Below are 24009 nucleotides of genomic sequence, written 5' to 3'. Positions count from 1 at the left end.
CCTGTGACAGACCCTCGACTCCAGCCCGCCCTGCAAGCGGCCCTGACGCGCATCCAGACGACCGCACAGACCGTGGCGGACCGCGTCGCGGATGCGCTCGGTCTGGCGGCGATGTCGGCCACCAGCAACGCACAGCGGCAGGCCTACATGACCGCCCAGTTCGACCTGCGCCGCAAGCTGCCCACCTTCAACCTGACCTTCGGCAATGTGCTGCGCGACAAGGTCCTGAAGGAGGTGCTGCCCCCGTCTTCCGACCGCAGCTTTGCCACGACCGACTGGGAATCGCTCAGCCTGGTCGGCGACGATGAGGTCGAGGAGCGCGTGTCGGCCGAACGCCTGGGCATGGAGGTCGCACACGAGTGCGAATGGGTGCTGCGGGAGCTGGCCGCCTACATGGGTTCGCTGATGGGCCTGGGCCGCGCCGAGCAGGAACGCAATCCGCTGCGGCCCGAACTGGTGGGCAAGGCCTTGTTCCGCGCCATCGAGACGACCTCCGACCAGCCGGAGTCCCGCAAGCTGCTGGCCCGCGAGCTGAGCCGTGCGCTGGCGCAGGCGATGCGGACGTGCTACCAGGGCATCGTCGAAGACTTGCGCCAGCGAGGTGTGCAGCCGGTCGGGCTGGCCGTGAAGCAGGTCGAGGGCCCCGGCAACGAGTTGCCGCGCGAGATGTTGCGGGAGAAATCCGCATACAAGGGCGTGCCGCCCAAGGACGAAGTGCAGGCTGCCAAGGCCTTGAGCGCGATGTTCGGCATGGCTGTGCCGTCCACCTTCGGCGAGTTGGGCGGCGCCTCCACGGGCGGCAGCGGACATGGCGGCCTCGGCCCGGATGCGGCCGCGTCGATGGCGGGGCTGCTGGCCGGGATGGCCGGCGGCCGTGGCGGCGCACCGGGCACCTCGACGCCAGGCCGCAGCAGCGTGCATGGCGGGCTCGGCGGAACTTCAGGCGCCCGCAGCTCCGATGCGCAGCTGGTCGACGTGATCCGGCGCCTGGCCTTCCTGACCAGCGGGCCGGGCGAGCTCGGCTGGCCCGCGAGCGGCGGCGTCTCGGGGGCCGGCGGTGCGCCGTCCACCACCTCGGGTGCCGCGTCCTCGGGCCGCAGCTTCGCGGTCACCGGCGGCGGCGACTACGGCAGCGCGAGTGCCGGAGCCCTGGGCGCTGCAGGGCCCTCGTCCGGGCTGGGAGCGTTGACCGGCCTGATGGCGGCCAACCTGATCCGGCAGCATCGCGACGAGCTGATGCGTGCCTCCACCGGCGCGCTCGATCACATGGTGATCGACGTGGTCGGGGCGCTGTTCGACCAGGTGCTGTCCGACCCGAAGGTGGCGCCGGCGATGGCGCGGCAGATCGCGCGGCTGCAGCTGCCGGTGCTGCGCGTGGCGCTCAAGGACGTCGGCTTCTTCAGCTCGCGCAAGCATCCGGTGCGGCGCTTCGTCAACCGCATCGCCTCGCTTGCGGCGGCGTACGAGGACTTCGACGATGGCCCCGGCCGGGAATTCCTGGCCAAGGTCCGCACGCTGGTGCAGCAGATCGTCGAGGGCGACTTCGACCAGATGGAGCTGTACGAGTCGAAGCTGGGCGAACTCGAAGCGCTGATCGCCAGCCAGACTGCCAAGGACAACCCGGAACACGCGCAAGCCGCGGCGCTGCTCGACAACAAGGAAACCGAGCTGCGCATCCAGCAGCGCTACATGCGCGAGCTGCAGGTCAACCTGGCGCCGCTCGCACTGCACGACTTCGTGCGCGATTTCGTGGCGCAGGTGTGGAGCCAGGTGCAGGTGATGGCGACCACCCGCGAAGGCCCCGGTTCGCCGCTGGTCGAGCGCATGAAGCGCGTGCCGCGCGACCTGGTGTTCAGCGTGCAGCCCAAGGGCACGCCGCAGCTGCGCAAGGAATTCCTCGTCAAGCTGCCCCAGCTGATGAAGGACCTCAACGAGGGCCTGGCAATGATCCGCTGGCCGGAAGCGGCCAAGAAGGACTTCTTCTCGAAGCTCCTGCCGGCGCATGCCGAGTCGCTGAAGGGGCAGCCGCTCACCGACTTCGCCCAGCGCCAGCTGTCGCACCAGCTCGACCAGGTCGACAAGGTGGCGATCCCGAAGCCCCAGGACGTGGCGCGCGACTCGGCACAGCTGCCGCTGCAGGCCGGCGATGTCGCCACGCCGCAGTTTTCGGCCGAAGAGGCGCAGAAGATCGGCCTGGTCGACGAAAGCGCCATCGACTGGGACGGCACCGTCGACATCGACCTCGACATGGCAGGGCCCGACACCCTGCCCGCCGAGCTCGACATCAACCTCGACAGCCCGGCGCCGCCGACCTCCGGCGCGCAGCTCATCCACCACATCCAGGCCGGCATCGCCTACCAGATGCACCTCGATCAGGGCTGGAAGAAGGTCCGCCTGAACTGGGTCAGCCCGGGCCGCGCCTTCTTCGTGTTCACGCACGGCAAGAAGCACCAGAAGACCGTGTCGCTGACCGCCCGCATGCTCGGGCGCATGTGCGAGACCGGTCGATTCAAGACCTTCGAGCAGGCCGAGCTGATCGAGCGCGCCACCGCACGTGCCCGCAAGCAGCTCGCCGCGCTGACCCCCTCAAGCACCAAGCACTGAGCCGCCCGCTGCCAGCTTTCTGGCCATGCGCGCCGCGGCGATGAGGCTGGACGGATCTGCCCGGCCGGTGCCGGCCAGGTCGAAGGCAGTGCCGTGGTCGGGGCTGGTGCGCACGAAAGGCAGGCCCAGCGTCACGTTCACGCCGTGCTCCACGCCCAGGTACTTCACCGGGATCAGGCCCTGGTCGTGGTACTGGGCGATCACCAGGTCGAACTCGCCGCGTCGTGCCCGCATGAACACCGTGTCCGGCGCATAGGGACCGCTTGCGTCGATGCCCTCGGCGCGCGCCGCCTCGATGGCCGGCGTGATGAAGCGCTGCTCCTCGTCACCGAACAGGCCGCCTTCTCCCGCGTGAGGGTTGAGCCCGGCCACCGCGATGCGAGGCTGCGGCTGCCCCCAGGCGGCCGCGCTGCGATGGGCGATCCGCAGCGTCTCGAGCACCGCTTCGCGGGTCACGAGGTCGATCGCCCGGCGCAGCGACACATGGATGCTCACCAGCACGGTCTTGAGCTCGTCGTTTGCCAGCATCATCCGCACTGCCGCGGCGCCGGCTTCGGCCTGCAGCAGCTCGGTGTGGCCTGGATACGGCTCACCCGCCGCGGCCAGCGCCTCCTTGTGCAAGGGCGCGGTCACCATGGCGGACACCTCGCCGGCTCGGGCCAGCGAGATGGCATGCCGGACGCAGGCAGCGGCCGCGGCGCCGGCACGGGCGTCCACCCGACCCAGGGGAACCGCCGCCACGTCGGGCGGCAGGCCGGCCGCCTCGAGTACCGGAACACAACCGGGTGGGCAAGCACTCACGTCAGACGCGGCATCCAGGGTCACCACCGGCAGACATCCGCCGACGAGGCGAACGGCCCGCCGCATGACAGCCACGTCGCCGACCACGAAACCACCCTCGAGCGCCCCGGAGCCAAAGCCCATGGCAAGGATTTCCGGCCCGATGCCGCAGGGGTCGCCCATCGTGAGGGCGAGGGGGAGCCCGGGTCGCGTGGAGTCAGGAGGCATTTGCATTGCCGGATTGTCTGCGGGGGGCTCGGCCCCCGTGCCGGCCCGTACGCCGTCGCCAGGGTTTCCAGGGATGGGGCAATGAACTTTCTTGATGAATCCGTTCAAACCGTACGCTTAGCACTCGCCCTCGTCGAGTGCTAGTATTCTCCGTCCGAAAGGGGGCTCCTGATGTCCGTTGCTTCCATCAACGCTGCTAGTTTCCCGGCCGGTGCGACCACCGCACTGGCCGTCCGCGACCCGTGGGCGCTGGTCCCGCCGGTCGGCAATCTCGACGCCTACATTTCCGCGGTCAACCGCATTCCGCTGCTGACCCAGGAAGAAGAGCTCTCGCTGGCCCGGCGCCTGCGCGAGAACAACGACCTCGAAGCCGCAGGGCGGCTGGTGCTGTCGCACCTGCGCCTGGTGGTGTCGGTCTCGCGCCAGTACCTGGGTTATGGCCTGCCGCACGGCGACCTGATCCAGGAAGGCAACGTGGGCCTGATGAAGGCCGTGAAGCGATTCGACCCGAACCAGGGCGTACGGCTGGTGAGCTATGCACTGCACTGGATCAAGGCCGAGATCCACGAATACGTGCTGAAGAACTGGCGCATGGTCAAGGTCGCCACGACCAAGGCGCAGCGCAAGCTGTTCTTCAACCTGCGCTCGATGAAGCAGGGCTTCAAGGGCGAGGCCGAAGACCGCGACCTGCACCGCACCACCCTCACCGACAGCGAGATCGACATCGTCGCGCGCGAGCTCAACGTCAAGCGCGAGGAAGTGATCGAGATGGAGACCCGCCTGTCGGGCGGTGATGTGGCGCTGGAGCCGAGCGGGTCGGACGACGGCGAAGAAGCCTTCACCCCCATCGCCTACCTGGCTGACGAGGCGAACGAGCCCACCCGCGTGCTGGACGCCCAACGGCGCGACGTGCTGGCCGGCGAAGGCATCAACCAGGCGCTCGAGGTGCTCGACCCGCGCAGCCGCCGCATCGTCGAGGAGCGCTGGCTGAAGGTCAACGACGACGGCTCGGGCGGCATGACGCTGCACGAGCTGGCTGCCGAATACGGGGTGAGCGCCGAGCGCATCCGCCAGATCGAGGTGGCGGCGATGAAGAAGATGCGCAAGGCGCTGGCCGAATACGCGTAACGCTGCCGGTCAAGCCTGCGAAACAACGGCCCCTTCGGGGGCCGTTGTCGTTCCGGGAGGCCTCAGGCGCCTTGCAGGAGCTGCCGGAAGTCGGCCGCCAGCGCGTCCGGACCCGAGCCGTAGCGCACATACAGGCGCACCCTGCCCTGAGGGTCGAACACGTAGGACGCCGCGGTGTGGTTCACCGTGTAGCTGCCTGGCGTCTTGCCGGGCACCTTTTCGTAGAAGATCTTGAAGGCCTTCGCCGCGGCCAGCGTCTGCTCGGGGGTGCCGCGCAACGCGACGAAGCTGGGGTCGAAGTTCTGCACGTAGCCCTTCAGCACCTCGGGCGTGTCGCGCTCGGGGTCCACCGTGATGAACACACCCTGGATGCGTTCGCCGTCGGCGCCCAGTTGCTTCTTCACCTGCGCCAGTTCTGCCATGGTGGTCGGGCAGACGTCGGGGCACTGCGCGAAACCGAAGAACACCAGCACCGCCTTGCCCTTGAAGTCGGCGATGGTTCGAACCTTGCCGTCCACGTCGGGCAGCGAGAAGTCCTTCGCATAGTCGGCGCCGGTGATGTCGACCGCCTTGAAGGCGCCCTTCGGACCGTCGCTGCCCCCCATCGGCTTGCAGCCAGCCAGGGCCGCGAGCGCCCCCAGCGCGAACACTCGTCGGTCCAGCAGCGTCATGCGATCCAGCCCTTCAGGTAGGGGTCGAGGTAGTGGTCGAGCAGCAAGGCCGCGAACAGCAGCGACAGGTGCACGATCGAGAAGCGGAAGGTCGCGCGCGCCAGCGTATCGCTGTAGTGGCGCCACAGGCGCCAGCCATAGCCGATGAAGCCGGCCCCGAGCGCCAGCGCCGACAGCAGGTAGATCCAGCCGCTCATGCCGTAGACGAACGGCAGCAAGGTGCCGGCGAACAGCACGATCGTGTAGAGCAGCACCTGCAGCCGGGTGAATTCGTTGCCGTGCGTGACGGGCAGCATCGGCAGCCCCGCTCGGGCGTAGTCGTCGGCCCGGTAGAGCGCGAGCGCCCAGAAATGCGGCGGGGTCCACAGGAAGATGATGAGGCACAGCATCAGCGCCTCCGGCCCCACCTCGCCGCGCAACGCAGCCCAGCCGAGCACCGGCGGCATCGCGCCCGAGGCGCCGCCGATCACGATGTTTTGCGGCGTGAGCGGCTTGAGCACCACGGTGTAGATCACTGCATAGCCGACGAAGGTGGCGAAGGTGAGCCACATGGTCAGCGTGTTGACCCACAGGTACAGCACCGCCATGCCGGCTGCGCACAGCAGTACCGAGAACGTGAGGGTCTGGGTGTTGGTCAGCTCGCCCTTCGCGGTGGGCCGCCATGCGGTGCGGCGCATCTTCGCGTCGATGTGCTGCTCGACGAGGCAGTTGAACGCAGCGGCGGCGCTCGCCACCAGCCAGATCCCCACCGTGGCGGCCAGCGCGAGCTGCCATTCACGCAGCGAGGGCCAGCCCGGCACGGCGAGCAGCATGCCGATGGCGGCGCAGAACACGATGAGCTGCACGACCCGCGGCTTGGTCAGCGCCGAGAACTGGCGCAGGCGCGAAGGCAGCGGCGTGGCCGCGGGGTTCGGGGTGGCGAGGGTGTCGGACATCTGGAACGCGATTCTAGGAAGCGCCTGCCTACTGCGCAGCCCGCGAGGCCGCCGCGGCGGAGACGGCAACGCTCAGGCGCGCCAGCCGGGCACGCCAGTGCCAGGCCTGCGCCAGCAAGGTGGTCAGCACGACGATCAGGGCTGCCGCCCCCCCGGTATGGGCCAGCGCCGCTGCCATCGGCCAACCCAGCACCACATTGCTGACACCGGTGGCGACCTGCCAGAGCGCGAGCGCCAGCAGCCCGGTGGCGTACCGGCGCAGCCGCGGTTCCTGCGCGGCGTAGTGCAGCAGCCGCCAGACGAGCCAGCAAATGGCGCAAAACAGCACGACCGCGCCCATTCGATGAACCATGTGGATGGCTGTAAGCGCGGCAAATGGCAAGGCACCGCCGTCGCGGCCTTCACCCAGGCCGCGCAGGACGGTGAATCCGTGCTCGAAGTCCATGGGAGGCCACCATTGCCCCTGGCACCTCGGGAAGTCGGAACATGCCAGCACGGCGTAGTTGGTGCTGACCCAGCCGCCCAGCAGCACCTGGAAGAGGCTGAGCAGCAGCACGAGACCGGTGGCGCGGCGCAGGTTGATGCCCACCTGCAGCGGGCGCGGCTCGTACGACACCGCCTGCCACGCCAGCAGCCCGAGCAGCACCAACCCGCCCAGCAGGTGGGCCGTCACCACCGCCGGATAGAGCTTGAGCGTCACGGTGAGCGCGCCGAACGCACCTTGCACGCACACCCAGACGAAGGTGACGGTCGACCACCAGGGCGACACGGCGACCACGTGACGGCGCAGCAACCAGCTGGCCAGCATGAGCGCGGTGATGAGCGCGCCCACGCCGGTGGCGAAGTAGCGGTGGACCATCTCGATCCACGCCTTTCCGTGCGTGACCGGCCCGGTGGGCATGTTGGTTTGCGCGGCGCTGATCTCGGCATGCGCACCGAAGGGGCTGGCGCTGCCGTAGCAGCCCGGCCAGTCGGGGCAGCCCAGGCCTGAGTCGGTGAGCCGCGTGAACGCGCCGAACAGCACCAGGTCGAAGGTCAGGAACAGGGTCATCCAGGTGAGTGCCTTCAACCAGGCGCCCGGGCCGTCGTGACGGTGCTTGCGCCACACCCAGGCCAGCGGCGCCAGTGCGATGAGCGCGCCCAGCACCAGGACCTCGAAGATCGGCGCAAGGTTGTAGAGCGGCACTTGTGATGAGTTCATCTCGCGCGCCCTACTTCACTTCGCGGCCCGCCCTGTCCCAGGAGGCGGCCGCTCGCAGCAGCCGGTCGAGGTCCTTCTTGGCCTTGGACGGGTCGAGCTCCGCCGGGAAGCGCATCATCCAGCGCCCCATGGGATCGACCAGGTAGAGGTGCGCCCCCAGCGCCCGGCCGGCTTCGGGCTGCAGCCAGCGGCCCAGCGCCCGGGCCTTCGCCTGCAGCACGATCGCTCCCTGGAGCGCCGGCATCAAGGCGGCACGCACCGGCTGTTCGCCAGGCACCAGCCACACACGGTCGACCCGGTCCTTCTCGCGCCCCAGCGACTCTCGCAGCTGGCGCTGCAGGTAGAGCAGTTGCTCGCAGGTGGCATCGCAGCTGCCTTCTGCGGCGACGACCAGCAGCCACTGGCCTCGCAGCGCCGCGGGATCCACCGGCTGGCCTTGCAGATCGGTGAGGGGCAGCTCGGTCATGGAAGGCAGAGCCCTGGGCGGCTCGATCAGCTGGCCGTAGTTGCTGCGCGCCTGCGGGCGGACCACGTAGTAGGTGAAGTAGGACGCGACCACCGGCGCCGCGCACACCAGCAGCACCATCAGCATCTTCAGGCGGCCCACGCGCGTGCGGCGCTCCGCCGGCAACTCGGGCGCCGGCAGGCTGTGCACGGTGAAGCTGAGCGCCTGCGGCGCCGCAGGGCTATCGAGGCTCGGCGGAAGCGAGACGCCGTGGGCGGAGGATTCGGAACCAGACATACAAACCTGCCATCAAGGCACACAGCGCAAACCACTGGAAGGCATAGCCGTAGTGCTTGTGCACGTCCACCGCGGGACGCGACCACTGCCGCAACAAGCCGTCATCGGGATCGGGCGGCACAACCTGCATCAGCGACACCGGGCGCAGCGGCACACCGATCTCGCGAGCAAAAACCTCCGGGTCGAGATTTTGCCGGATGGCCCCGGTCTCGCCGCCGGCAAAGTCGTAAAGCTTGGCGGGGGCCGGGGCAATGCGGCCTTCGATCACGACCGGCCCGGGCGACGTGGGCACCGCCGGCACCCGCGTGCGGTCGCGCACGTCGCGTGGCACCCAGCCGCGCTGCACGAGCAGGGCGTCGCCCGGTGCCAGCAGCAGAGGCGTCACGACAAAGAAGCCCGGGCGACCGTTCATCTGCCGGTTCTCGAGGAACACGGTGTGCTGCGCAAGCCAGATGCCGGCCAGGCGCGCGCTGCGATAGTGCTGTGCCGCCCCCTCGCCTGGTGCCTGCGCCAGCTGGCCGGCCTGCAGCACGGGCATCTCGCTGCGCTGGTCGAGTGCGGCCTGCAGCGCCTGCTTCTGCGCCGCCCGGTCGAGCTGCCAGGTGCCCAGCGCTGCGGTGGCCGCCATGCCGAACACAGTGGCCGCCAACACCACCCAGCGGCGCGCGCGCTCGCGATTGCCCACGCTCATCGGAAGGCCGGCCGGCGCAGGGCGCGCGATGCGCGGGGCGGATAATCCGGCGCCATGAAACTCGTCATCGCGCTGGCCTTCGTCGGCATCATCATCGCCCTGTTCATGGCCGGACGCGCCATGCTGAAGGACGGACGCGACGGCGCACCGAAGTCCAACCGCATGCTGCACGCCCTGGCGCTGCGCGTCGGTCTGTCGGTGGCGCTGTTCGTCTTCATCCTGGTGGCCTACAAGCTCGGCTGGATCCAGCCGACCGGTCTGCCGGTCTCACGCTGATCGGCCGCACAAAACACAAGGAGCGCCAGCGGCGCTCCTTGTTCCTTCGCCTGATCGAGGCGGCGTCAGAACCAGTACACGATGATGTACAGGCCCAGCCACACCACGTCGACGAAGTGCCAGTACCAGGCAGCGCCTTCGAAGCCGAAATGGCGCTCGGCCGTGAAGTGGCCCTTCATCAGCCGCAGCGTGATGAACAGCAGCATCAGCATCCCCACGAACACGTGGAAGCCGTGGAAGCCGGTCAGCATGAAGAACGTGGAGCCGTAGATGCCCGAGCTGAGCTTGAGGTTCAGGTCGCGGTAGGCGTGCATGTATTCATAGGCCTGGAAGCCCAGGAACACGATGCCCAGCAGCACGGTGACCCACATCCACAGGATGGTCTTGGCGCGCTCGCCCGCCCGCAGCGCGTGGTGGGCGATGGTCAGCGTGATGCCCGAGGTCAGCAGCAGCGCGGTGTTGATCGTCGGAATGGGCCACGGACCCATGGTCGTGAACGGCTCGACGGTCCCGGCGGGCGACGCGGTGGCGCCTGCCGCAGCGCTCGGCCACACCGCCCTGAAGTCCGGCCACAGGATCGCGTTGTCGAGGCTGCCCAGCGTCGGGATGGTGTAGAGCCGCGACCAGAACAGCGCCGCGAAGAAGGCACCGAAGAACATCACCTCCGAGAAGATGAACCAGCTCATGCTCCAGCGGAACGACACGTCGATGCGGTTGCCGTAGAGGCCGCCTTCGCTTTCGCGCACGGCATCGCCGAACCACTGGAACAGCACGAACGCCCACCACAGCAGGCCGAACAGCAGCGACCAGGCGCCCCACTGGTGGCCGTTGATCCACTGGCCCGCCCCGAGGATCACGAAGAACAGGCCGATGGCGGCCATGACCGGGTGCCGCGAGGGGCCCGGCACGAAGTAGTAGGGCGTTTGCCCGTGATGCGTCGCTGCGGACATGTTTTCTCCTAGTACCCTATTTCTTGATTCATTGGCCGCATGCCGTTGCCGCTCAGGCGGCCACGCCGCTGCCGATCACCCAGCGCACCAGCAGCACCAGCACCACGACGAAGATCGCCGCGCCGATGATGCCCGCGATGATCACGTGCACCGGGTTCAACTTGCTGACGTCCTGCGCATGGTCCGAAGACTTGCGCACCCCGAAAAACGACCAGGCGACCGCCTTCATGGTCTGCCAGAAGGAGCCCTTGCGCTGCACGGCCTCCTTCAGGCCGGCCCCGGGACGCGGATCGTGCTGCGTCGTCATACCGCACCGGCCTGCTCCGCCGGCTTCGCCGCGGCCTGGCCCGCCGGCGCCGCAGGCACCTTGCCGCCCACCTCGAAGAAGGTGTAGGACAGCGTGATGGTGGTGACGTCCTTCGGAAGCTTCGGGTCGATCACGAACACCACCGGCCAGTTCTTCGCCTCACCCGGCTGCAGCGTGTACTCGCTGAAGCAGAAGCACTCGAGCTTGTTGAAGTGCGGCATCGCCTGCTTGGGCGCATAGCTCGGAATCGCCTGCGCGGCCATGGTGCGGTTCTGCACGTTCCTGAACTCGTACATCACCGTGGAAAGCTCGCCCGGATGCACCTGCATCGAACGCACCGCGGGCTTGAAGTCCCACGGGCCGCGCGCATTGGCATCGAACTCGACGGTGATGGTGCGGCTGCGGTCCACCTGAGTGTTGGCAGCCGCATCCGACATGCCCGGCAGCGCGCGCTCCGAGCGCGACAGCACGTTGATGCCCAGCGCCGAGCAGATCGCGTCGTACATCGGCACCAGCGCATAACCGAAGCCGAACATCATCAACGCGACGACCAGCAGCTTGCCCACCATGCGCCGGTTGTCGGCACGGCGCACCTGCTCTGCGGTGGGGCGGGTCGGTTCGCTGGACATGATGGCGCGGGCGACCGGTTCAGCTGAACAGCGCCAGCTTCACGATGAAGCCGACAAAGAACGCGAGGGCCACCGACGCCAGGATCAGACCCAGGCGCAGGTTGCTCTTCTTCTGTTCAGGCGTCATGGGCACGGTACTTCGCTCCTGGAACGGCCTGTTTCGCTTCAGCCGATCACGCGGGTCGCGGTCGGGTCGAGCTTGGGCGGGTTCTCGAAGGTGTGGAACGGCGCCGGCGACGGCACTTCCCATTCCAGGCCTTCAGCGCCTTCCCACGGCTGCTGCGGCGCCTTTTCGCCCTTGCCGCGCATGACCGGCAGCACGACGAAGAGGAAGAAGTACACCTGCATCAGGCCGAACCAGAACGCGCCGATGGTGGCGATCACGTTGAAGTCGGTGAACTGCATCGGGTAGTCGGCATAACGACGCGGCATGCCGGCCAGCCCCAGGAAGTGCATCGGGAAGAACGTGACGTTGAAGGCGATCAGCGAGCCCCAGAAATGGATCTTGCCGCGCGTTTCGGAGTACATCACGCCGGTCCACTTGGGCGACCAGTAGTAGAAGCCGGCGAACAGCGCATACAGCGAGCCGGCCACCAGCACGTAGTGGAAGTGGGCCACCACGTAGTAGGTGTCCTGCAGCTGGATGTCGACCGGCGCCATCGACAGGATGAGGCCGGTGAAGCCGCCCATCGTGAACACGAAGATGAAGCCCACCGAGAACAGCATCGGGGTCTCGAAGGTCATCGAGCCCTTCCACATGGTGGCGATCCAGTTGAAGATCTTCACGCCCGTGGGCACGGCGATCAGCATGGTCGCGTACATGAAGAACAGCTGGCCCGTCACCGGCATGCCGGTGGTGAACATGTGGTGGGCCCACACGATGAACGACAGGATCGCGATCGACGCGGTGGCGTACACCATCGAGGTGTAGCCGAACAGCTTCTTGCGGGCGAAGGCCGGCACGATGGCGCTCACGATGCCGAACGCCGGCAGGATCATGATGTAGACCTCGGGGTGGCCGAAGAACCAGAAGATGTGCTGGTACATCACCGGGTCGCCGCCGCCTGCGGGGTTGAAGAAGCTGGTGCCGAAGTGGCGGTCGGTCAGCGTCATCGTGATGGCGCCTGCCAGCACCGGCATCACCGCGATCAGCAGGTAGGCCGTGATGAGCCAGGTCCAGGCGAACAGCGGCATCTTCAGCAGCGTCATGCCGGGCGCGCGCATGTTCAGGATGGTCACGATGATGTTGATCGAGCCCATGATGGAGCTCGCGCCCAGGATGTGCATCGCGAAGATGCCGGCGTCCATCGACGGGCCCATCTGCAGCGTGAGCGGCGCGTAGAGCGTCCAGCCGGCAGCAGGTGCGCCGCCGGGCATGAAGAACGACGCCACCAGCATGATGGCCGCGGGGATCATCAGCCAGAAGCTGAAGTTGTTCATCCGCGCGAACGCCATGTCGGACGCGCCGATCTGCAGCGGGATCATCCAGTTCGCGAAGCCCACGAAGGCCGGCATGATGGCGCCGAACACCATGATCAGGCCGTGCATCGTGGTGAACTGGTTGAACAGCTCGGGGTTCACGAACTGCAGGCCGGGCTGGAACAGCTCGGTGCGGATGCCCAGGGCCAGCAGGCCGCCGATCATCAGCATCGTGAACGAGAACAGCAGGTACAGCGTCCCGATGTCCTTGTGGTTGGTGGCAAACACCCAGCGGCGCCAGCCGCGCGGGTGATCATGCGCATGGTCGTCGTGCGCGTGGTCACCGGCGACGTGACCGTGTTGGTCCAGAACAGCACTCATGGTCGATCCTCGTGATGCGGCTAGCGTTTACTTGCGGGCGGCCTGCACTTCGGCGGGCTGCACGATCTGGCCGGTCTTGTTCGACCAGTTGTTCTTGGTGTAGGTGACCACCGCGGCGATCTCGGTGTCGGACAGCTGCTTCCACGCCGGCATGGCGCCGTTGCCCGCGCCGTTGAGCACCACGGCCAGCTGCTTGGACTTGTCGGCATCGAGCACGATGGGCGAACCGTCGAGCGCCTTGATGGGGCCCGCGCCCTTGCCGTTGGGCTGGTGGCAGGCGGCGCAGTTGGCGGCATAGACCTTCTCGCCGCGGGCGGCCAGGTCGGCCAGTTCCCACACCTTGCTCGGATCGTCGGCCTTGGCGGCCATTTCCTTCTTCTTGCCCTCGACCCACTTGGCGTAGTCCTCGGAGGACAGCACCTTCACATGGATGGGCATGTAGGCGTGTTCCTTGCCGCACAGCTCGGCGCACTGGCCGTAGAAGTCGCCGACCTTTTCTGCGCGGAACCAGGTGTCGCGCACGAAGCCGGGGATCGCGTCCTGCTTGACGCCGAAGGCCGGCACCATCCAGGCGTGGATCACGTCGTTGGCGGTGGTGACGATGCGGATCTTCTTGTTGACCGGCACGACCAGCGGGTTGTCCACGCGCAGCAGGTAGTCGTCGCCTTCGGGCTTGCCCATGTCGGACATCACCCGCTGGGTGTTGTCGAGGGTGGACAGGAAGGCGATGCCCTCGCCCTCGCCCTTGAGGTAGTCGTAGCCCCACTTCCACTGGTAGCCGGTGGCCTTGATGGTGAGGTCGGCGTTGGTGGTGTCCTTCATGGCCACCACGGCCTTGGTGGCCGGCAGCGCCATCAGGATCACGATGACGAACGGCACGATGGTCCAGACGACTTCGACGGTGGTGGACTCGTGGAAGTTGGCCGGCTTGGCGCCCTTGGACTTGCGGTGCTTCAGGATGGAATAGAACATCACCCCGAACACGCCGACGAAGATCACGCTGCAGATGATGAGCATGAAGTAGTGCAGCCACTGCTGCTCGGCCGCGATCTTGGTCACCGGCGGGTGCAGATCGAGCTGGTTCACCGCAGGGCCGCCCGGCAGCGAATTGACGGCCATGGCCGCCTTCGCCGCGAGCATCGCGCCGAAGGCCACTGCGAGCTGACCGGCCTTGTGACCCAGTGCTTTCATCGTCTTCATCGTGGTCGTCTCAGTTTCAAGAAGCTTCTTCTTCAGAGCTGCGTCGCACCCGTCGGACTTGTGCAGACGGGCGCAGCGCGGCGCGAAATTCCTGGGCCAGATCGTCACGCAGCTCCGGGCGCAGGGCCGACTGACCGGGCTCGGTCAAAGGACCGAAGCACGGCAGCATGGCCACCGGTGGGAGTCGCGGAGGAAACGTGGGCTGGCAGGTCACTGCAGCACCACTCACCCTGAATCACCGTGCCCTGCGGGCCGCGCCTGCCTGCTGCCTTTCGTTGACGGCGGTCAACAAAGCTGCAGGCGCGGTCAGCAAAACCAACGGATTTTATAGCAGCGCGCAAGGCCGCTCCAACCCGCCGCAGTGCCGGATTCGCGGTGCAGCAACACAGCGGGGCAGTTCAGCGGTCGCGCGGCTTGCGCACCATCTGGCGCATCTGCTCGAGCGACACGCTGGACTGCTCGGCCATGCGGACCCTGGGTACGGGTTTGAGGGCGTGCCCGTAGACGATCTCGAAGCTCATCGACAGGCGACCGTCCGCGCCGGCCATGGATTGCAGCTCCTGCTCCAGGCGGCGGCGCCAGCGCGGCGTGCACAGACCGTGCCCGCGCGTCCCGCTGGCATTGCCGCCCAGCCCGCGCAACTCCTCCAGCAGCGCGGCGGGCGAGGCGTAGGTGAGCGTCAGCTGCTCCATGTCCATCACCGGGTCCGCAAAGCCGGCCTCGACCAGGAGGTCGCCGATGTTGTGCATGTCGGTGAATTCATGCCCGGGCGCAGGCCAGCCCAGGCGCCGGTACAGCGCACGCAGCTCCTTGAGCGTGTCCGGCCCGAAGCAGGAGAACATCACGAAGCCGTCCACCGCAAGGCAGTCGAACCAGCGCGCCACCGTGGCGGGCGCATCGTCTGCCCAGTGCAGCATCATGTTCGACCACAGCAGCTGTGCGGCCTGCGGCGGCGGCTCGACCGAATCGAGCAGCACCTGCGGTGCCCCAACCTGCCAGCGCCTGGGTGACCACCACGGCAGCCTGGCTGCCTCCCGGCTGCGCTGCTGCAGCGCAGCCGTCGGCTCCACGATCACGCGCTCGGCCTGCGGATAGCGTTCCGCAAGTGCCGGTCCGCCGCCGGAGAAACCCCACCACTCGACCACCCGCTGCGGCGTGAGCTTGATGAAATCGAGCTTGTCGGCCATGCGGCGCGCCACCTCGCCGTGCAGCCATGGCGCAGCCTTTGCCCGTGCAGCTCGGCGCAGCACGGCCGCCACCGCAGCGGCGTCGGGTCGGCTGGCTGAAGGGGCACGGGCGGCGGCATTCATCGCGGGGGCGCAGTGTAGGCTAGTGCGATGTCCGATGCCTCGCCGCCCTTTCGCTGGCCCAGCCAGTGCGCCGTCTGCCGCGCGTGGCAGACACAGCGCGTGTGCCAGCCATGCCGGCAGCGATTTGCGGCGCCCGCGCGGCGCTGCACACGGTGTGCCTTGCGCATGCCCGGCGGCACCGGCCTGTGCGGGCAATGTGTTCGTCACCCGCCGCCCTTCGAGCGCGCCGTCGCCGCCTTCGACTACGACTACCCGTGGGACGGCCTGCTGGCGGCCTTCAAGTTTCGCGCCGCCCTCGACCTTGCCTCGACGCTGGCAGATCAGCTTCAAGAGGCCGTGGCAGCGCAGGGCATGCCAGCGCCCGACCTGCTGCTGCCCACGCCGCTGTCCGCTGCGCGCCTGCGCGAACGCGGCCACAACCAGGCCTGGGAGATCGCCCGGCGCCTGGCTCAGCGGCTGGCGCTGCCGGCGCGTTGCGACCTGCTGCTGCGCATCAAGGACACGCCGCACCAGCTGTCGCTGCCGCAGGCCGGCCGCGCCGCCAACGTGCGTGGCGCCTTTGCCGTCGAACCTGCCCGCCGCGCCGAGCTGCGCGGCAGGACGGTGGCGGTGATCGACGACGTGATGACCACCGGCGCCACTGCCGCCGAGATGACCCGCACGCTGCTGCAGGCCGGCGCGCGGGGCGTGGCCGTGTGGGTGCTGGCCCGCACGCCGATCGACTGACCTCGCGACAATGCGCGCCACCATGTTCAACATCGTCCTGGTCGAACCCGAGATCCCGCCGAACACCGGCAACGTCATCCGCCTGGCTGCCAACACCGGCTGCCGCCTCCACCTCGTGGAGCCGCTGGGCTTCTCGATGGACGACAAGCTGCTGCAGCGGGCCGGCCTCGACTACCACGAGTACGCCGACGTGAAGCGCCACGCCTCCTGGGGCGCCCTGCTGCAGGCGGAAAGGCCCGATCACCAGCGCATGTTCGCTTTCACCACCCACGGCAGCCAGCTGCTGGGCGAGATGCTGTGGCAGCCGGGCGACTGGCTGGTGTTCGGCTGCGAGACGCGCGGCCTCGTGCCGTCGCTGCGCGAGAGCTTTCCGCCGGCACAACGCGTGCGCCTGCCCATGCGTGCCGGCCAGCGCAGCCTCAACCTCAGCAACGCGGTCGCGGTGGCGGTGTTCGACGCCTGGCGCCAGAACGGATACGCCGGCGGCTCCTGAACGCGGGGCGAGCGCCACGATCCCCCCGGGCGCGCGGCACGATACCTGCCCGCCGGGCGCCCGTGCCGGGCGGGGTCGGCCGCTACGATGCGCGCCACCCAAGCATGGAGGGACCCGCATGGACCTGCGCCTGGCGCTCTACGAACTGGCCGCCGAACACCGACTGGACCGCGAGCGAACGCGGCAGCTGTTCGGCCTCGCTGCCCTGAATGACGAAGCACCCGGCGCCGCCAGGTGGCTGCCCCGCGGCGTTGCGGTGCTCGGCGCCGCACTGGGCGGCCTCGGTGTGGTGCTGTGGATCGCCGCCAACTGGGACACCCTGGGCCGCTTCGGCCGCTTCGCACTGCTGCAAGGCTTCGTGCTGGCGATGTGCCTCGGCGCCCTGTGGCGCCCCGCCGCGCGCGCGCCGCTCGGCCTGCTGGCGCTGCTGGGCATCGGCGCGCTGTTCGCCTATTTCGGCCAGACCTACCAGACCGGCGCCGACCCGTGGCAGCTGTTCGCGCTGTGGGCCGTGCTGGCCCTGCCGCTGTGCCTGGCGGTGCGCAGCGACGTCACATGGGCGCCCTGGGCGCTGGTCGTCATGACGGCCATCTCTCTGTGGGTGCATGCCCACACCGGCCACCGCTGGCGTGTCGAGCCCGACGACCTGGGCGCCCACCTCGCGGGCTGGCTGGCCGCCGCCGCATTGACGGGCGCCCTGAGCCCCGCGCTGAAGCGCTACAGCGGCGCGGGCCCCTGGGCCCTGCGCGGCGCGGCGACGCTCGCGATCGTGATGGTCACGCTCACCGCGATCGGGGGCCTGTTCCACCGGGATGTGGCGCCGCACTACTGGCTGGGGCTCGTGCTGCTGGCAGCCGCCGCAGCCGCATTGGCGCTGCCGCGCTGGTTCGAGATCTACGTGCTGAGCGCCGTGGCGCTCGGATGGAACACGCTGGCGGTGGCCGGCCTCGCGCGCTGGCTGTTCGACCGGCCGCACCATGGCGACCCGATCGGCTCGCTGCTGTTCCTCGGTGTCATTGCCGCGGCGCTGCTCGCCGGCACGGTGAGCGGCGTGATGCGCCTGTCGCGCCGCCATGGCTCCGCCGGAGGTGCCGCATGAAACGCGACCGTCTCGACCAGACCCTGCAGGCGGCCATCGCCGAGGGCCTGTTGCCCGCAGCCGCCTCACGTCCGAGCGGCGACACCCGGCCCTGGCCGGTGGTGCTGCTCACCGCGCTGGGCGCCTGGCTGGCCGCCGTGCCGCTGCTCGGGGTGGTGGGCCTGCTGCTGGGCGACCTGATCAGCCGCGGCGCCGGCCCCTATTTCATCGGCGCGCTGGTGCTGGCCGGCGCCGCTGTGGTGCTGCGCTCGCGCGAGGTGCCGCTGTTCTTCGAGCAGCTCGCGGTGCCCGGCCTGCTGGTGGGTGCCGGGGCACTGGGCTTCGGCCTGTTCCGCGACCTGCCCGACCAGGCAGCGGCCGGCGTGCTGGCCATCGTCGCCGCGGCGCTGGCGGTGGTGCTGCGGCAAGCCTGGCTGCGGGTGCTGCTGGGGGCCGCCGCCGCGGTGCTCACCGCCATCGCCTGCGCGCCGCAACGCTGGTTCCATGCGGGCCGCAGCGGCGTCGAGGCCTTCTGGCTGGCATGGCATGTGGGCTTCGGGCTGTGGGTGTCGTGGCAGGTGATCCAGCAACGGCTCTTCGACGACGGCCTGCATGCGCGCCATGCCGCGGCGCTGGAATCGTTCGCCGCCGGCTGGCTGCTGGCCACGCTCGGCGGCCTGGCCTGGTGGTCGGGCATGACCTTCCTCGTGGGCGCGAGCCTCGGCGGCACGCTGGTCGGCGACGTGGCCCGCGAGCTGGCGCAACACCGCCATCTGCTGTGGCAGTGGCCCGCGCTCCAGACCGTTTCCGCGGGGCTGGCCATCGTGGCCGCCCTGTGGGCGGCACGCCAGTGGCCGGTGCTGCGCCAGCCATGGCTTGCCGGCGTTGCCGTCGTGCTGGCGGGGATGGCCTGGTTCCTGCCCGCGCTGGGCGCCGTGTGGCTGGCGCTCGCCTGGTGCGTCACCAGCCAGCGCTGGCGGCAGGCGGGTGCAGCGGCCCTGGCCGCCGCCTGGATCATCGGCAGCTTCTACTACCAGCTGCAGTGGCCGCTGGCCATCAAGGCGCTCGTGCTCGTGGCCGCAGGGCTGGTGCTGGGCGGGCTCGCCTGGCTGGCACACCGGGGCGGCCGTTCCGCGGTGGTGCCGGCATCTGAGCAGGTACTTTCCGCGTCAAGCGCCGCACGGGCCGGCATCGGCCTGTGCGCCGCCGCCGTGCTGGCCGTGGCCAACCTCGGCATCTGGCAAAAGGAAGACCTCATCGCACACGGCCAGCCGCTGTACGTGGAGCTGGCGCCGGTGGACCCGCGGTCGCTGATGCAGGGCGACTACATGCAGCTGAACTTCAACCTACCTGCCGATTTGCAGGGCAGGCTCGACGGCCTGGTCACGCTCGAGCGCCCTCAGGTGGTGGCCCGGCGCGACGCCCGCGGCGTGGCCACGCTCCAGCACATCGACGACGGCAGGCCGCTGGCCGACGGAGAACTGCGCATCGAGTTGACGCCCAAGGACGGCCGCTGGATCCTCGTGAGCGACGCATGGTTCTTCCGCGAAGGTGAAGCCGAACGCTCGGCCGCCGCGAAGTACGGCGAGTTCCGGGTGAGCCCGGACGGCAAGGCTTTGCTGGTGGGCATGGCGGACGCGCAGCTGAGGGCGATTCACCCGTAACGCGTTCCCCCGGGCCGCCGCGCCGGGCCGCCCCAAACAAGGCCCGCCCCCTCCCGGAGGGGTGGGCGGTGTACTCACCGGCCGGGGTGTCGTCCCCGGGCCGCCGCGCCGGGCCGCCCCAAGCAAGGCCCGCCCCCTCGCGGAGGGGTGGCCGGTGTACTCACCGGCCGGGGTGTCGTCAACTACTCAGGTTTGACGCCAGCCGCCTTGATGACCTTGGACCAGGCCTCGCGCTCGCTCTTCATGAGCGAGGCGAGCGCCTCGGGCGCGGTGCCGGCCGCGCTGAAGTACTGGTTGAGCATGGCGCTGCGCAGCGCGTCGCTCCTGATGATGCGCACCAGTTCCTGGTTCAGCCTCGTGATGATGGGCGCGGGCGTCCTGGCCGGCGCCAGCACGGCCTGCCAGCTGATCGCCTCGAAGCCCGGGTAGCCCTGCTCGGCGAAGGTGTGCATCTCGGGCAGCGAAGCCACGCGGCCCAGCGTGGTCACACCCAGCGCCTTGAGCTTGCCGGCGCGCACCTGGCCCATCGCGATGCCCGGCACCATGAAGCCGGCTTGCACCTGCCCGGCGAGGATGGCGTTCACCACCTGCGGAAAGCCCTGGTAGGGGATGTGCGCGATGTCGAGTCCGGCACGCGACTTGAACGATTCCATCGCCAGATGCGACGCGCTGCCGTTGCCGACGCTGCCGTAGTTGAGCCGGCCCTTGCTTTCCTTCGCGACGCGCACGAATTCGGCCAGGCTGTCGACACCGAGCTTCGGGTCGACCACCAGCACGTTCGGGCTGGTAGCCACCAGCGTCACCGGGGCGAGCTCCTTCGCCGGGTCGTAGGGCAGGCTCTTCGACAGCAGCGGCGCCGTCACCAGCGGCCCCTGGATGGTGAACAGCAGCGTGTAGCCGTCGGGCTCGGCCTTGGCCACCACGCCGGTGCCGAGGTTGCCGCCGGCACCCGGCTTGTTGTCGATGACGATGTTCTGCCCGAGCGAAGCGCCCAGCGGCTCGGCGATGAGCCGCGCGATCAGGTCGGGCGAGCTGCCGGGCGGAAACGGCACCACCAGCTTGATCGGCCGCGCAGGCCAGGCCTGGGCACGAACGCCTGCGCCGGCCAGCAGCAAGGTGGATGCGGCCGCCGCGCCGAGCAGGCGGCGGCGAGACGAAACGACAGACGACATCGCTGGTCTTTCGAAAGTGGGTTGGAGACGCTCAGGCTTCGGGCCTGGCATCGCGGCGCATCAGCGCGCTCACGGCCTGGGCAGCGCTCAGCCGCCCTTCGAGCACTGCCACCACCACTTCGGTGATGGGCATCTCGACGCCCCGTGCACGGGCGCGCTGCAGCACGGTGGCCGCGCTGTACACGCCCTCGGCCACGTGGCCGAGTTCGGCCAGGATGTCGGGCAGCGCCCGCCCGCCGGCCAGGCGCAGGCCGACCTGCCGGTTGCGCGACAGGTCGCCGGTGGCGGTGAGCACCAGGTCGCCCAGGCCGGACAGGCCCATGAAGGTTTCCGCACGGGCGCCGAGTGCAACGCCCAGGCGGGTGATCTCGGCCAGGCCACGTGTGATGAGCGCGGCGCGGGCGTTGAGCCCGAGGCCGGGCGCAAGCGACGCATCGGCAGCCGGGATGCCGTCGGCAATGCCCGTCGCGATGGCCATGACGTTCTTGACCGCGCCGCCCACCTCGACGCCCACCGGGTCGTTCGAGGTGTAGATCCGCAGCGTATCGCCATGGAAGGCGTCGACCGCCAGCTCGGACAGCGCGGCATCTTCGCTGGCGGCCACCAGCGCGGTGGGCTGGCCGCGTGCCACTTCGACGGCGAAGCTCGGACCGGAGAGCACGCCAACGCGGGCCAATGGCCGCACCGCACGAGCCACCTCATGGCCCAGCAGCCCGGTGCCGGCCTGGAAGCCCTTGCACAGCCAAAGCACCGCCGACCGCTCGGGCAGCGCCTGCAGCATCGGCTGCAGCGCGGCCATGGGCGTGGCGATCACGAACAGCCCCTCATCGCCGTGGGCCAGCGCGAGATCGAGGTCGGCGGTGAGCCGCAGGGCCGGCGGCAGTGCCGCCTCGGGCAGGTAGCGTTCGTTGCGGCCGCTGGCCTGCATGCGCGCGACCTGGGCCGCGTCGCGCGCCCACAGCCGCACGTCATGGCGCGAGGCGGCCTGGATCGCCAGCGCGGTGCCCCAGGCCCCGCCACCCAGGACGCTGATCTTCATCGCGCCCGGTCGACCGTCAGGCGTTGGTGATGATGGGCGAGGCGCCGCCGCCGTTGGCTTGCGCCGCCTGCGCCTGCTGGGCCTCGTACATGGCCTGGAAGTTCACCTCGGCCAGGTGCACCGGCGGGAAGCCGGCACGCGACACGATGTCGGCCACCACGGCGCGCAGGTACGGGTACACGATCTGCGGGCAGGCGATGCCGATGATGGGCTGCAGCTGGTCGTCGGGCACGCCGCGGATCTCGAAGATGCCGGCCTGCTTGGCCTCGACCAGGAACAGCGTCTTGTCCTTGATCTTGGTGGTGACGGTGGCGGTGACCGTGATCTCGAAGATGCCGTCGGCCACTGCTTCGGCCGCAAGGCCGAGGTTGATGTCGACCTGCGGCTGTTCCTGCTCGAGCAGGATCTGCGGCGAATTGGGCTGTTCCAGCGACAGGTCCTTCAGGTACACGCGCTGGATCTGGAACACGGGCTGCACGCCCGCGGCTTGCTGTTCGGCCATGATGAATCCTTGAAAGACAAGGCCCGCACTCGGTGCGGGCCGGAGCCGGGGATTATGGCGCAGCCGACATCGCGCAAGCCATGCCGTGCAGCGACGTCATCAGCCTTGCAGCAGGGGCATCAACCCTCCGCGCGCGTCGAGCGCCATCAGGTCGTCGCAGCCGCCCACGTGCGTTTCGCCGATGAAGATCTGCGGCACGGTGCGCCGGCCGGTGATTTCCATCATCGTGCTGCGCTGGGCCGGGTCGAGGTCGACACGGATCTCGTCGATCGCATCGACGCCGCGCTGCTTGAGCAGCGCCTTGGCACGCTGGCAGTACGGGCACACCAGCGTCGTGTACATCTTCACAACAGGTTTCATCGAGAGGTATCCGGCAATCGTCGGGCCCGGCAGAGTGCTAGGCGGACTTCTCGGTCGGCAGGCTCGCCTCGCGCCAGGCGGCGATGCCGCCGGCCAGGGGCCGCGCCTTCTCGAAACCGAGCTTGTGCAGGATAGCCACCGCCCGGTTGGCCCGGGCGCCGGTGGCGCACACCACCACGAGCGGCAAGGCCTTGTTCGAAGGCAGGTCCTTCGAACCCTCGAGGCTGCCGAGCGGCACGTTGCGGGAGTGGGTCGCATGGCCCTTGGCGTACTCGTCGGGCTCGCGCACGTCGATGAGCACGGCCTTCTCGCGGTTGATGAGCTGCACGGCCTCGCTGGCCGAGACCGCGCCGGCACCGGAACGCCGCGTGACGGCCGGCCACACCAGCAGGCCGCCGGAGATGAAGGCCACGAGGATCAGGAACCAGTTGTCGATGATGAATTTCACGGCGGGTACTTTTGCGGGCGGACAGCCCTGCACGCTCGGGTTTCGAAGGGGGCGAATTATAGAATTCGCCTTCCTCGCGCCGGCTTGCGCCGGCTTTCGTCCACCGCCCGCAACGCTGCCCTCCCCATGCACAAGCTCGTCCTGATCCGCCACGGTGAATCGACCTGGAACCTCGAAAACCGCTTCACCGGCTGGACCGATGTGGAGCTCACGGCCACCGGCGTGGAGCAGGCCCGCGAGGCCGGGCGCCTGCTCAAGGCCGCGGGCTACGAGTTCGACGTGGCCTACACCTCGGTGCTCAAGCGCGCCATCTGGACGCTGTGGTACGCGCTCGAGGAGATGGACCGCACCTGGCTGCCCGAGGTGAAGGACTGGCGGCTGAACGAGCGCCACTACGGCGCGCTGCAGGGCCTGAACAAGGCCGACATGGCCAAGCAGTACGGCGACGAGCAGGTGCTGGTCTGGCGCCGCAGCTACGACACCCCACCGCCGGTGCTCGATGCCAACGACCCGCGCGGCCAGCGCAACGACCCGCGCTACGCGAACCTGAAGCCCGAGCAGGTGCCGCTCACCGAATGCCTGAAGGACACGGTGGCGCGCGTGCTGCCGCTGTGGAACGAAACGCTGGCCCCGGCCATCAGGAGCGGCCAGCGCCTCGTGATCGCTGCGCACGGCAACAGCATCCGCGCGCTGGTGAAGTACCTCGACGGCATCTCCGACGCCGACATCGTGGGTCTCAACATCCCGAACGGCATCCCGCTGGTGTACGAGCTCGATGCCAACCTGAAGCCGATCCGCCACTACTACCTGGGCGACCAGGAGGCTGCCGCCAAGGCAGCTGCCGCGGTGGCGGCGCAGGGCAAGAAGAGCTGAGGCCGGGCCGGCGTATCCGCCGGACGAGGGGCCGACATCCCACGGGCCGCCGCGCCGGGCCGCCCCAAGCAAGGCCCGCCTCCCCTTCTATGAGACCCGCTTTGTCAAGCGCGTCGTTCATGGGGGTTTGTTGGAGGATGTCGTTGGGGTTTGCCTTCCCGCTGGCCGGAAGGGGCGCAGGGGATGGGTGGTGGGGTGGATC

At 69.0% G+C, this 24009-nt stretch carries 26 protein-coding genes; 8 read left to right on the top strand and 18 right to left on the bottom strand.

Going from position 1 to position 24009, the window contains the following annotated elements; genetic code table 11:
* Nucleotides 1-3: 3 nt before the first annotated feature.
* Entirely contained in the window at nt 4-2604 is a 2601-nt protein-coding gene (locus E8D38_RS16550) for a DUF1631 family protein (RefSeq protein ID WP_181179180.1), read from the top strand.
* Here the strand turns inward: E8D38_RS16550 and pdxA are convergent.
* Nucleotides 2587-3618, bottom strand: coding sequence for a 4-hydroxythreonine-4-phosphate dehydrogenase PdxA (gene pdxA / locus E8D38_RS16545; protein WP_281286124.1), 1032 nt, complete (start codon nt 3616-3618; stop codon nt 2587-2589). The two genes, E8D38_RS16550 and pdxA, sit on opposite strands and share 18 nt — an antisense overlap.
* Nucleotides 3619-3783: 165 nt before the next feature.
* On the opposite strand from pdxA, the gene rpoH reads away from it, so the two are divergent.
* Complete coding sequence (rpoH, locus tag E8D38_RS16540) at nt 3784-4740, top strand: RNA polymerase sigma factor RpoH (protein ID WP_140633224.1); 957 nt, start codon at nt 3784-3786, stop codon at nt 4738-4740.
* Nucleotides 4741-4802: 62 nt separating this feature from the next.
* Here rpoH and E8D38_RS16535 read toward each other — a convergent pair whose 3' ends face one another.
* From E8D38_RS16535 to E8D38_RS16515, 5 genes are read right to left on the bottom strand one after another with little or no spacing between them, the layout of a single operon-like run.
* Nucleotides 4803-5411 carry an SCO family protein gene (locus E8D38_RS16535; protein WP_140633221.1) on the bottom strand — a complete coding sequence of 203 codons (609 nt, stop codon included), beginning with the start codon at nt 5409-5411 and terminating at the stop codon, nt 4803-4805.
* Complete coding sequence (gene cyoE, locus E8D38_RS16530; RefSeq protein WP_140633218.1) at nt 5408-6346, bottom strand: heme o synthase; 939 nt, start codon at nt 6344-6346, stop codon at nt 5408-5410. The genes E8D38_RS16535 and cyoE overlap by 4 nt, the downstream gene beginning before the upstream one ends.
* Before the next feature lie 28 nt (nt 6347-6374).
* Nucleotides 6375-7547, bottom strand: coding sequence for a COX15/CtaA family protein (locus E8D38_RS16525; protein ID WP_140633215.1), 1173 nt, complete (start codon nt 7545-7547; stop codon nt 6375-6377).
* Between the two features lie 10 nt (nt 7548-7557).
* Nucleotides 7558-8289, bottom strand: coding sequence for an SCO family protein (locus E8D38_RS16520; RefSeq protein WP_140633210.1), 732 nt, complete (start codon nt 8287-8289; stop codon nt 7558-7560).
* Nucleotides 8234-8980, bottom strand: a complete 747-nt coding sequence (locus E8D38_RS16515) for an SURF1 family protein (RefSeq protein WP_140633207.1) — start codon at nt 8978-8980, stop codon at nt 8234-8236. The genes E8D38_RS16520 and E8D38_RS16515 overlap by 56 nt, the downstream gene beginning before the upstream one ends.
* Before the next feature lie 54 nt (nt 8981-9034).
* Between E8D38_RS16515 and E8D38_RS16510 the strand changes: the two genes are divergently transcribed.
* Complete coding sequence (locus tag E8D38_RS16510) at nt 9035-9256, top strand: DUF2909 domain-containing protein (RefSeq protein ID WP_140633204.1); 222 nt, start codon at nt 9035-9037, stop codon at nt 9254-9256.
* 65 nt (nt 9257-9321) lie between these two features.
* Here E8D38_RS16510 and E8D38_RS16505 read toward each other — a convergent pair whose 3' ends face one another.
* From E8D38_RS16505 to E8D38_RS16480, 7 genes are all read right to left on the bottom strand, one after another.
* The gene (locus E8D38_RS16505; RefSeq protein ID WP_140633201.1) at nt 9322-10206 is read right to left on the bottom strand and encodes a cytochrome c oxidase subunit 3; all 885 of its coding nucleotides are present in this window, start codon (nt 10204-10206) and stop codon (nt 9322-9324) included.
* A 52-nt stretch (nt 10207-10258) separates the two neighbouring features.
* A complete protein-coding gene (locus E8D38_RS16500) occupies nt 10259-10513 on the bottom strand; it encodes a DUF2970 domain-containing protein (protein ID WP_140633198.1) in 255 nt (84 codons plus the stop codon).
* Nucleotides 10510-11142, bottom strand: a complete 633-nt coding sequence (locus E8D38_RS16495) for a cytochrome c oxidase assembly protein (RefSeq protein ID WP_140633195.1) — start codon at nt 11140-11142, stop codon at nt 10510-10512. The genes E8D38_RS16500 and E8D38_RS16495 overlap by 4 nt, the downstream gene beginning before the upstream one ends.
* A 19-nt stretch (nt 11143-11161) precedes the next feature.
* On the bottom strand, nt 11162-11269 hold the full coding sequence (locus E8D38_RS28615; protein ID WP_219851774.1) for a cytochrome oxidase small assembly protein: 108 nt from the start codon (nt 11267-11269) through the stop codon (nt 11162-11164).
* A 38-nt stretch (nt 11270-11307) separates the two neighbouring features.
* The gene (gene ctaD / locus E8D38_RS16490; RefSeq protein WP_140633192.1) at nt 11308-12942 is read right to left on the bottom strand and encodes a cytochrome c oxidase subunit I; all 1635 of its coding nucleotides are present in this window, start codon (nt 12940-12942) and stop codon (nt 11308-11310) included.
* Between the two features lie 27 nt (nt 12943-12969).
* Complete coding sequence (gene coxB, locus E8D38_RS16485; RefSeq protein WP_425462788.1) at nt 12970-14082, bottom strand: cytochrome c oxidase subunit II; 1113 nt, start codon at nt 14080-14082, stop codon at nt 12970-12972.
* Between the two features lie 458 nt (nt 14083-14540).
* On the bottom strand, nt 14541-15452 hold the full coding sequence (locus E8D38_RS16480; protein WP_140633189.1) for a methyltransferase domain-containing protein: 912 nt from the start codon (nt 15450-15452) through the stop codon (nt 14541-14543).
* Between the two features lie 165 nt (nt 15453-15617).
* Between E8D38_RS16480 and E8D38_RS16475 the strand changes: the two genes are divergently transcribed.
* The 4 genes from E8D38_RS16475 to E8D38_RS16460 all read left to right on the top strand — a co-directional run bounded on the left by E8D38_RS16475 (nt 15618) and on the right by E8D38_RS16460 (nt 19413).
* Nucleotides 15618-16178, top strand: coding sequence for a ComF family protein (locus E8D38_RS16475; RefSeq protein ID WP_246099532.1), 561 nt, complete (start codon nt 15618-15620; stop codon nt 16176-16178).
* A gap of 22 nt (nt 16179-16200) precedes the next feature.
* Nucleotides 16201-16671 (top strand): tRNA (cytidine(34)-2'-O)-methyltransferase, encoded by a 471-nt coding sequence (locus E8D38_RS16470; protein WP_140633183.1) that lies wholly within the window; start codon nt 16201-16203, stop codon nt 16669-16671.
* Between the two features lie 118 nt (nt 16672-16789).
* Nucleotides 16790-17770 carry a DUF2157 domain-containing protein gene (locus tag E8D38_RS16465; protein ID WP_140633180.1) on the top strand — a complete coding sequence of 327 codons (981 nt, stop codon included), beginning with the start codon at nt 16790-16792 and terminating at the stop codon, nt 17768-17770.
* Nucleotides 17767-19413 (top strand): GDYXXLXY domain-containing protein, encoded by a 1647-nt coding sequence (locus E8D38_RS16460; protein ID WP_140633177.1) that lies wholly within the window; start codon nt 17767-17769, stop codon nt 19411-19413. The genes E8D38_RS16465 and E8D38_RS16460 overlap by 4 nt, the downstream gene beginning before the upstream one ends.
* Before the next feature lie 182 nt (nt 19414-19595).
* Here the strand turns inward: E8D38_RS16460 and E8D38_RS16455 are convergent, their stop codons facing one another.
* From E8D38_RS16455 to E8D38_RS16435, 5 genes are all read right to left on the bottom strand, one after another.
* Nucleotides 19596-20585, bottom strand: coding sequence for a Bug family tripartite tricarboxylate transporter substrate binding protein (locus E8D38_RS16455; protein WP_140633174.1), 990 nt, complete (start codon nt 20583-20585; stop codon nt 19596-19598).
* Between the two features lie 31 nt (nt 20586-20616).
* Nucleotides 20617-21624, bottom strand: coding sequence for an NAD(P)H-dependent glycerol-3-phosphate dehydrogenase (locus E8D38_RS16450; protein WP_140633168.1), 1008 nt, complete (start codon nt 21622-21624; stop codon nt 20617-20619).
* A gap of 16 nt (nt 21625-21640) precedes the next feature.
* Nucleotides 21641-22126 (bottom strand): protein-export chaperone SecB, encoded by a 486-nt coding sequence (secB, locus tag E8D38_RS16445; protein ID WP_140633165.1) that lies wholly within the window; start codon nt 22124-22126, stop codon nt 21641-21643.
* Nucleotides 22127-22225: 99 nt separating this feature from the next.
* Complete coding sequence (grxC, locus tag E8D38_RS16440; protein ID WP_140633162.1) at nt 22226-22486, bottom strand: glutaredoxin 3; 261 nt, start codon at nt 22484-22486, stop codon at nt 22226-22228.
* A gap of 37 nt (nt 22487-22523) precedes the next feature.
* Nucleotides 22524-22934, bottom strand: coding sequence for a rhodanese-like domain-containing protein (locus E8D38_RS16435; protein ID WP_140633159.1), 411 nt, complete (start codon nt 22932-22934; stop codon nt 22524-22526).
* Nucleotides 22935-23060: 126 nt separating this feature from the next.
* Here E8D38_RS16435 and gpmA point away from each other — a divergent pair, with 126 nt between their 5' ends.
* A complete protein-coding gene (gpmA, locus tag E8D38_RS16430; RefSeq protein WP_140633156.1) occupies nt 23061-23807 on the top strand; it encodes a 2,3-diphosphoglycerate-dependent phosphoglycerate mutase in 747 nt (248 codons plus the stop codon).
* Nucleotides 23808-24009: the final 202 nt, after the last annotated feature.

This window comes from Methylibium rhizosphaerae (assembly GCF_006386545.1).
GTDB lineage: Bacteria > Pseudomonadota > Gammaproteobacteria > Burkholderiales > Burkholderiaceae_C > Pseudorivibacter > Pseudorivibacter rhizosphaerae.
Note: the sequence above shows the minus strand (reverse complement) of the source record. Positions and strands in the feature narration are given on the sequence as shown.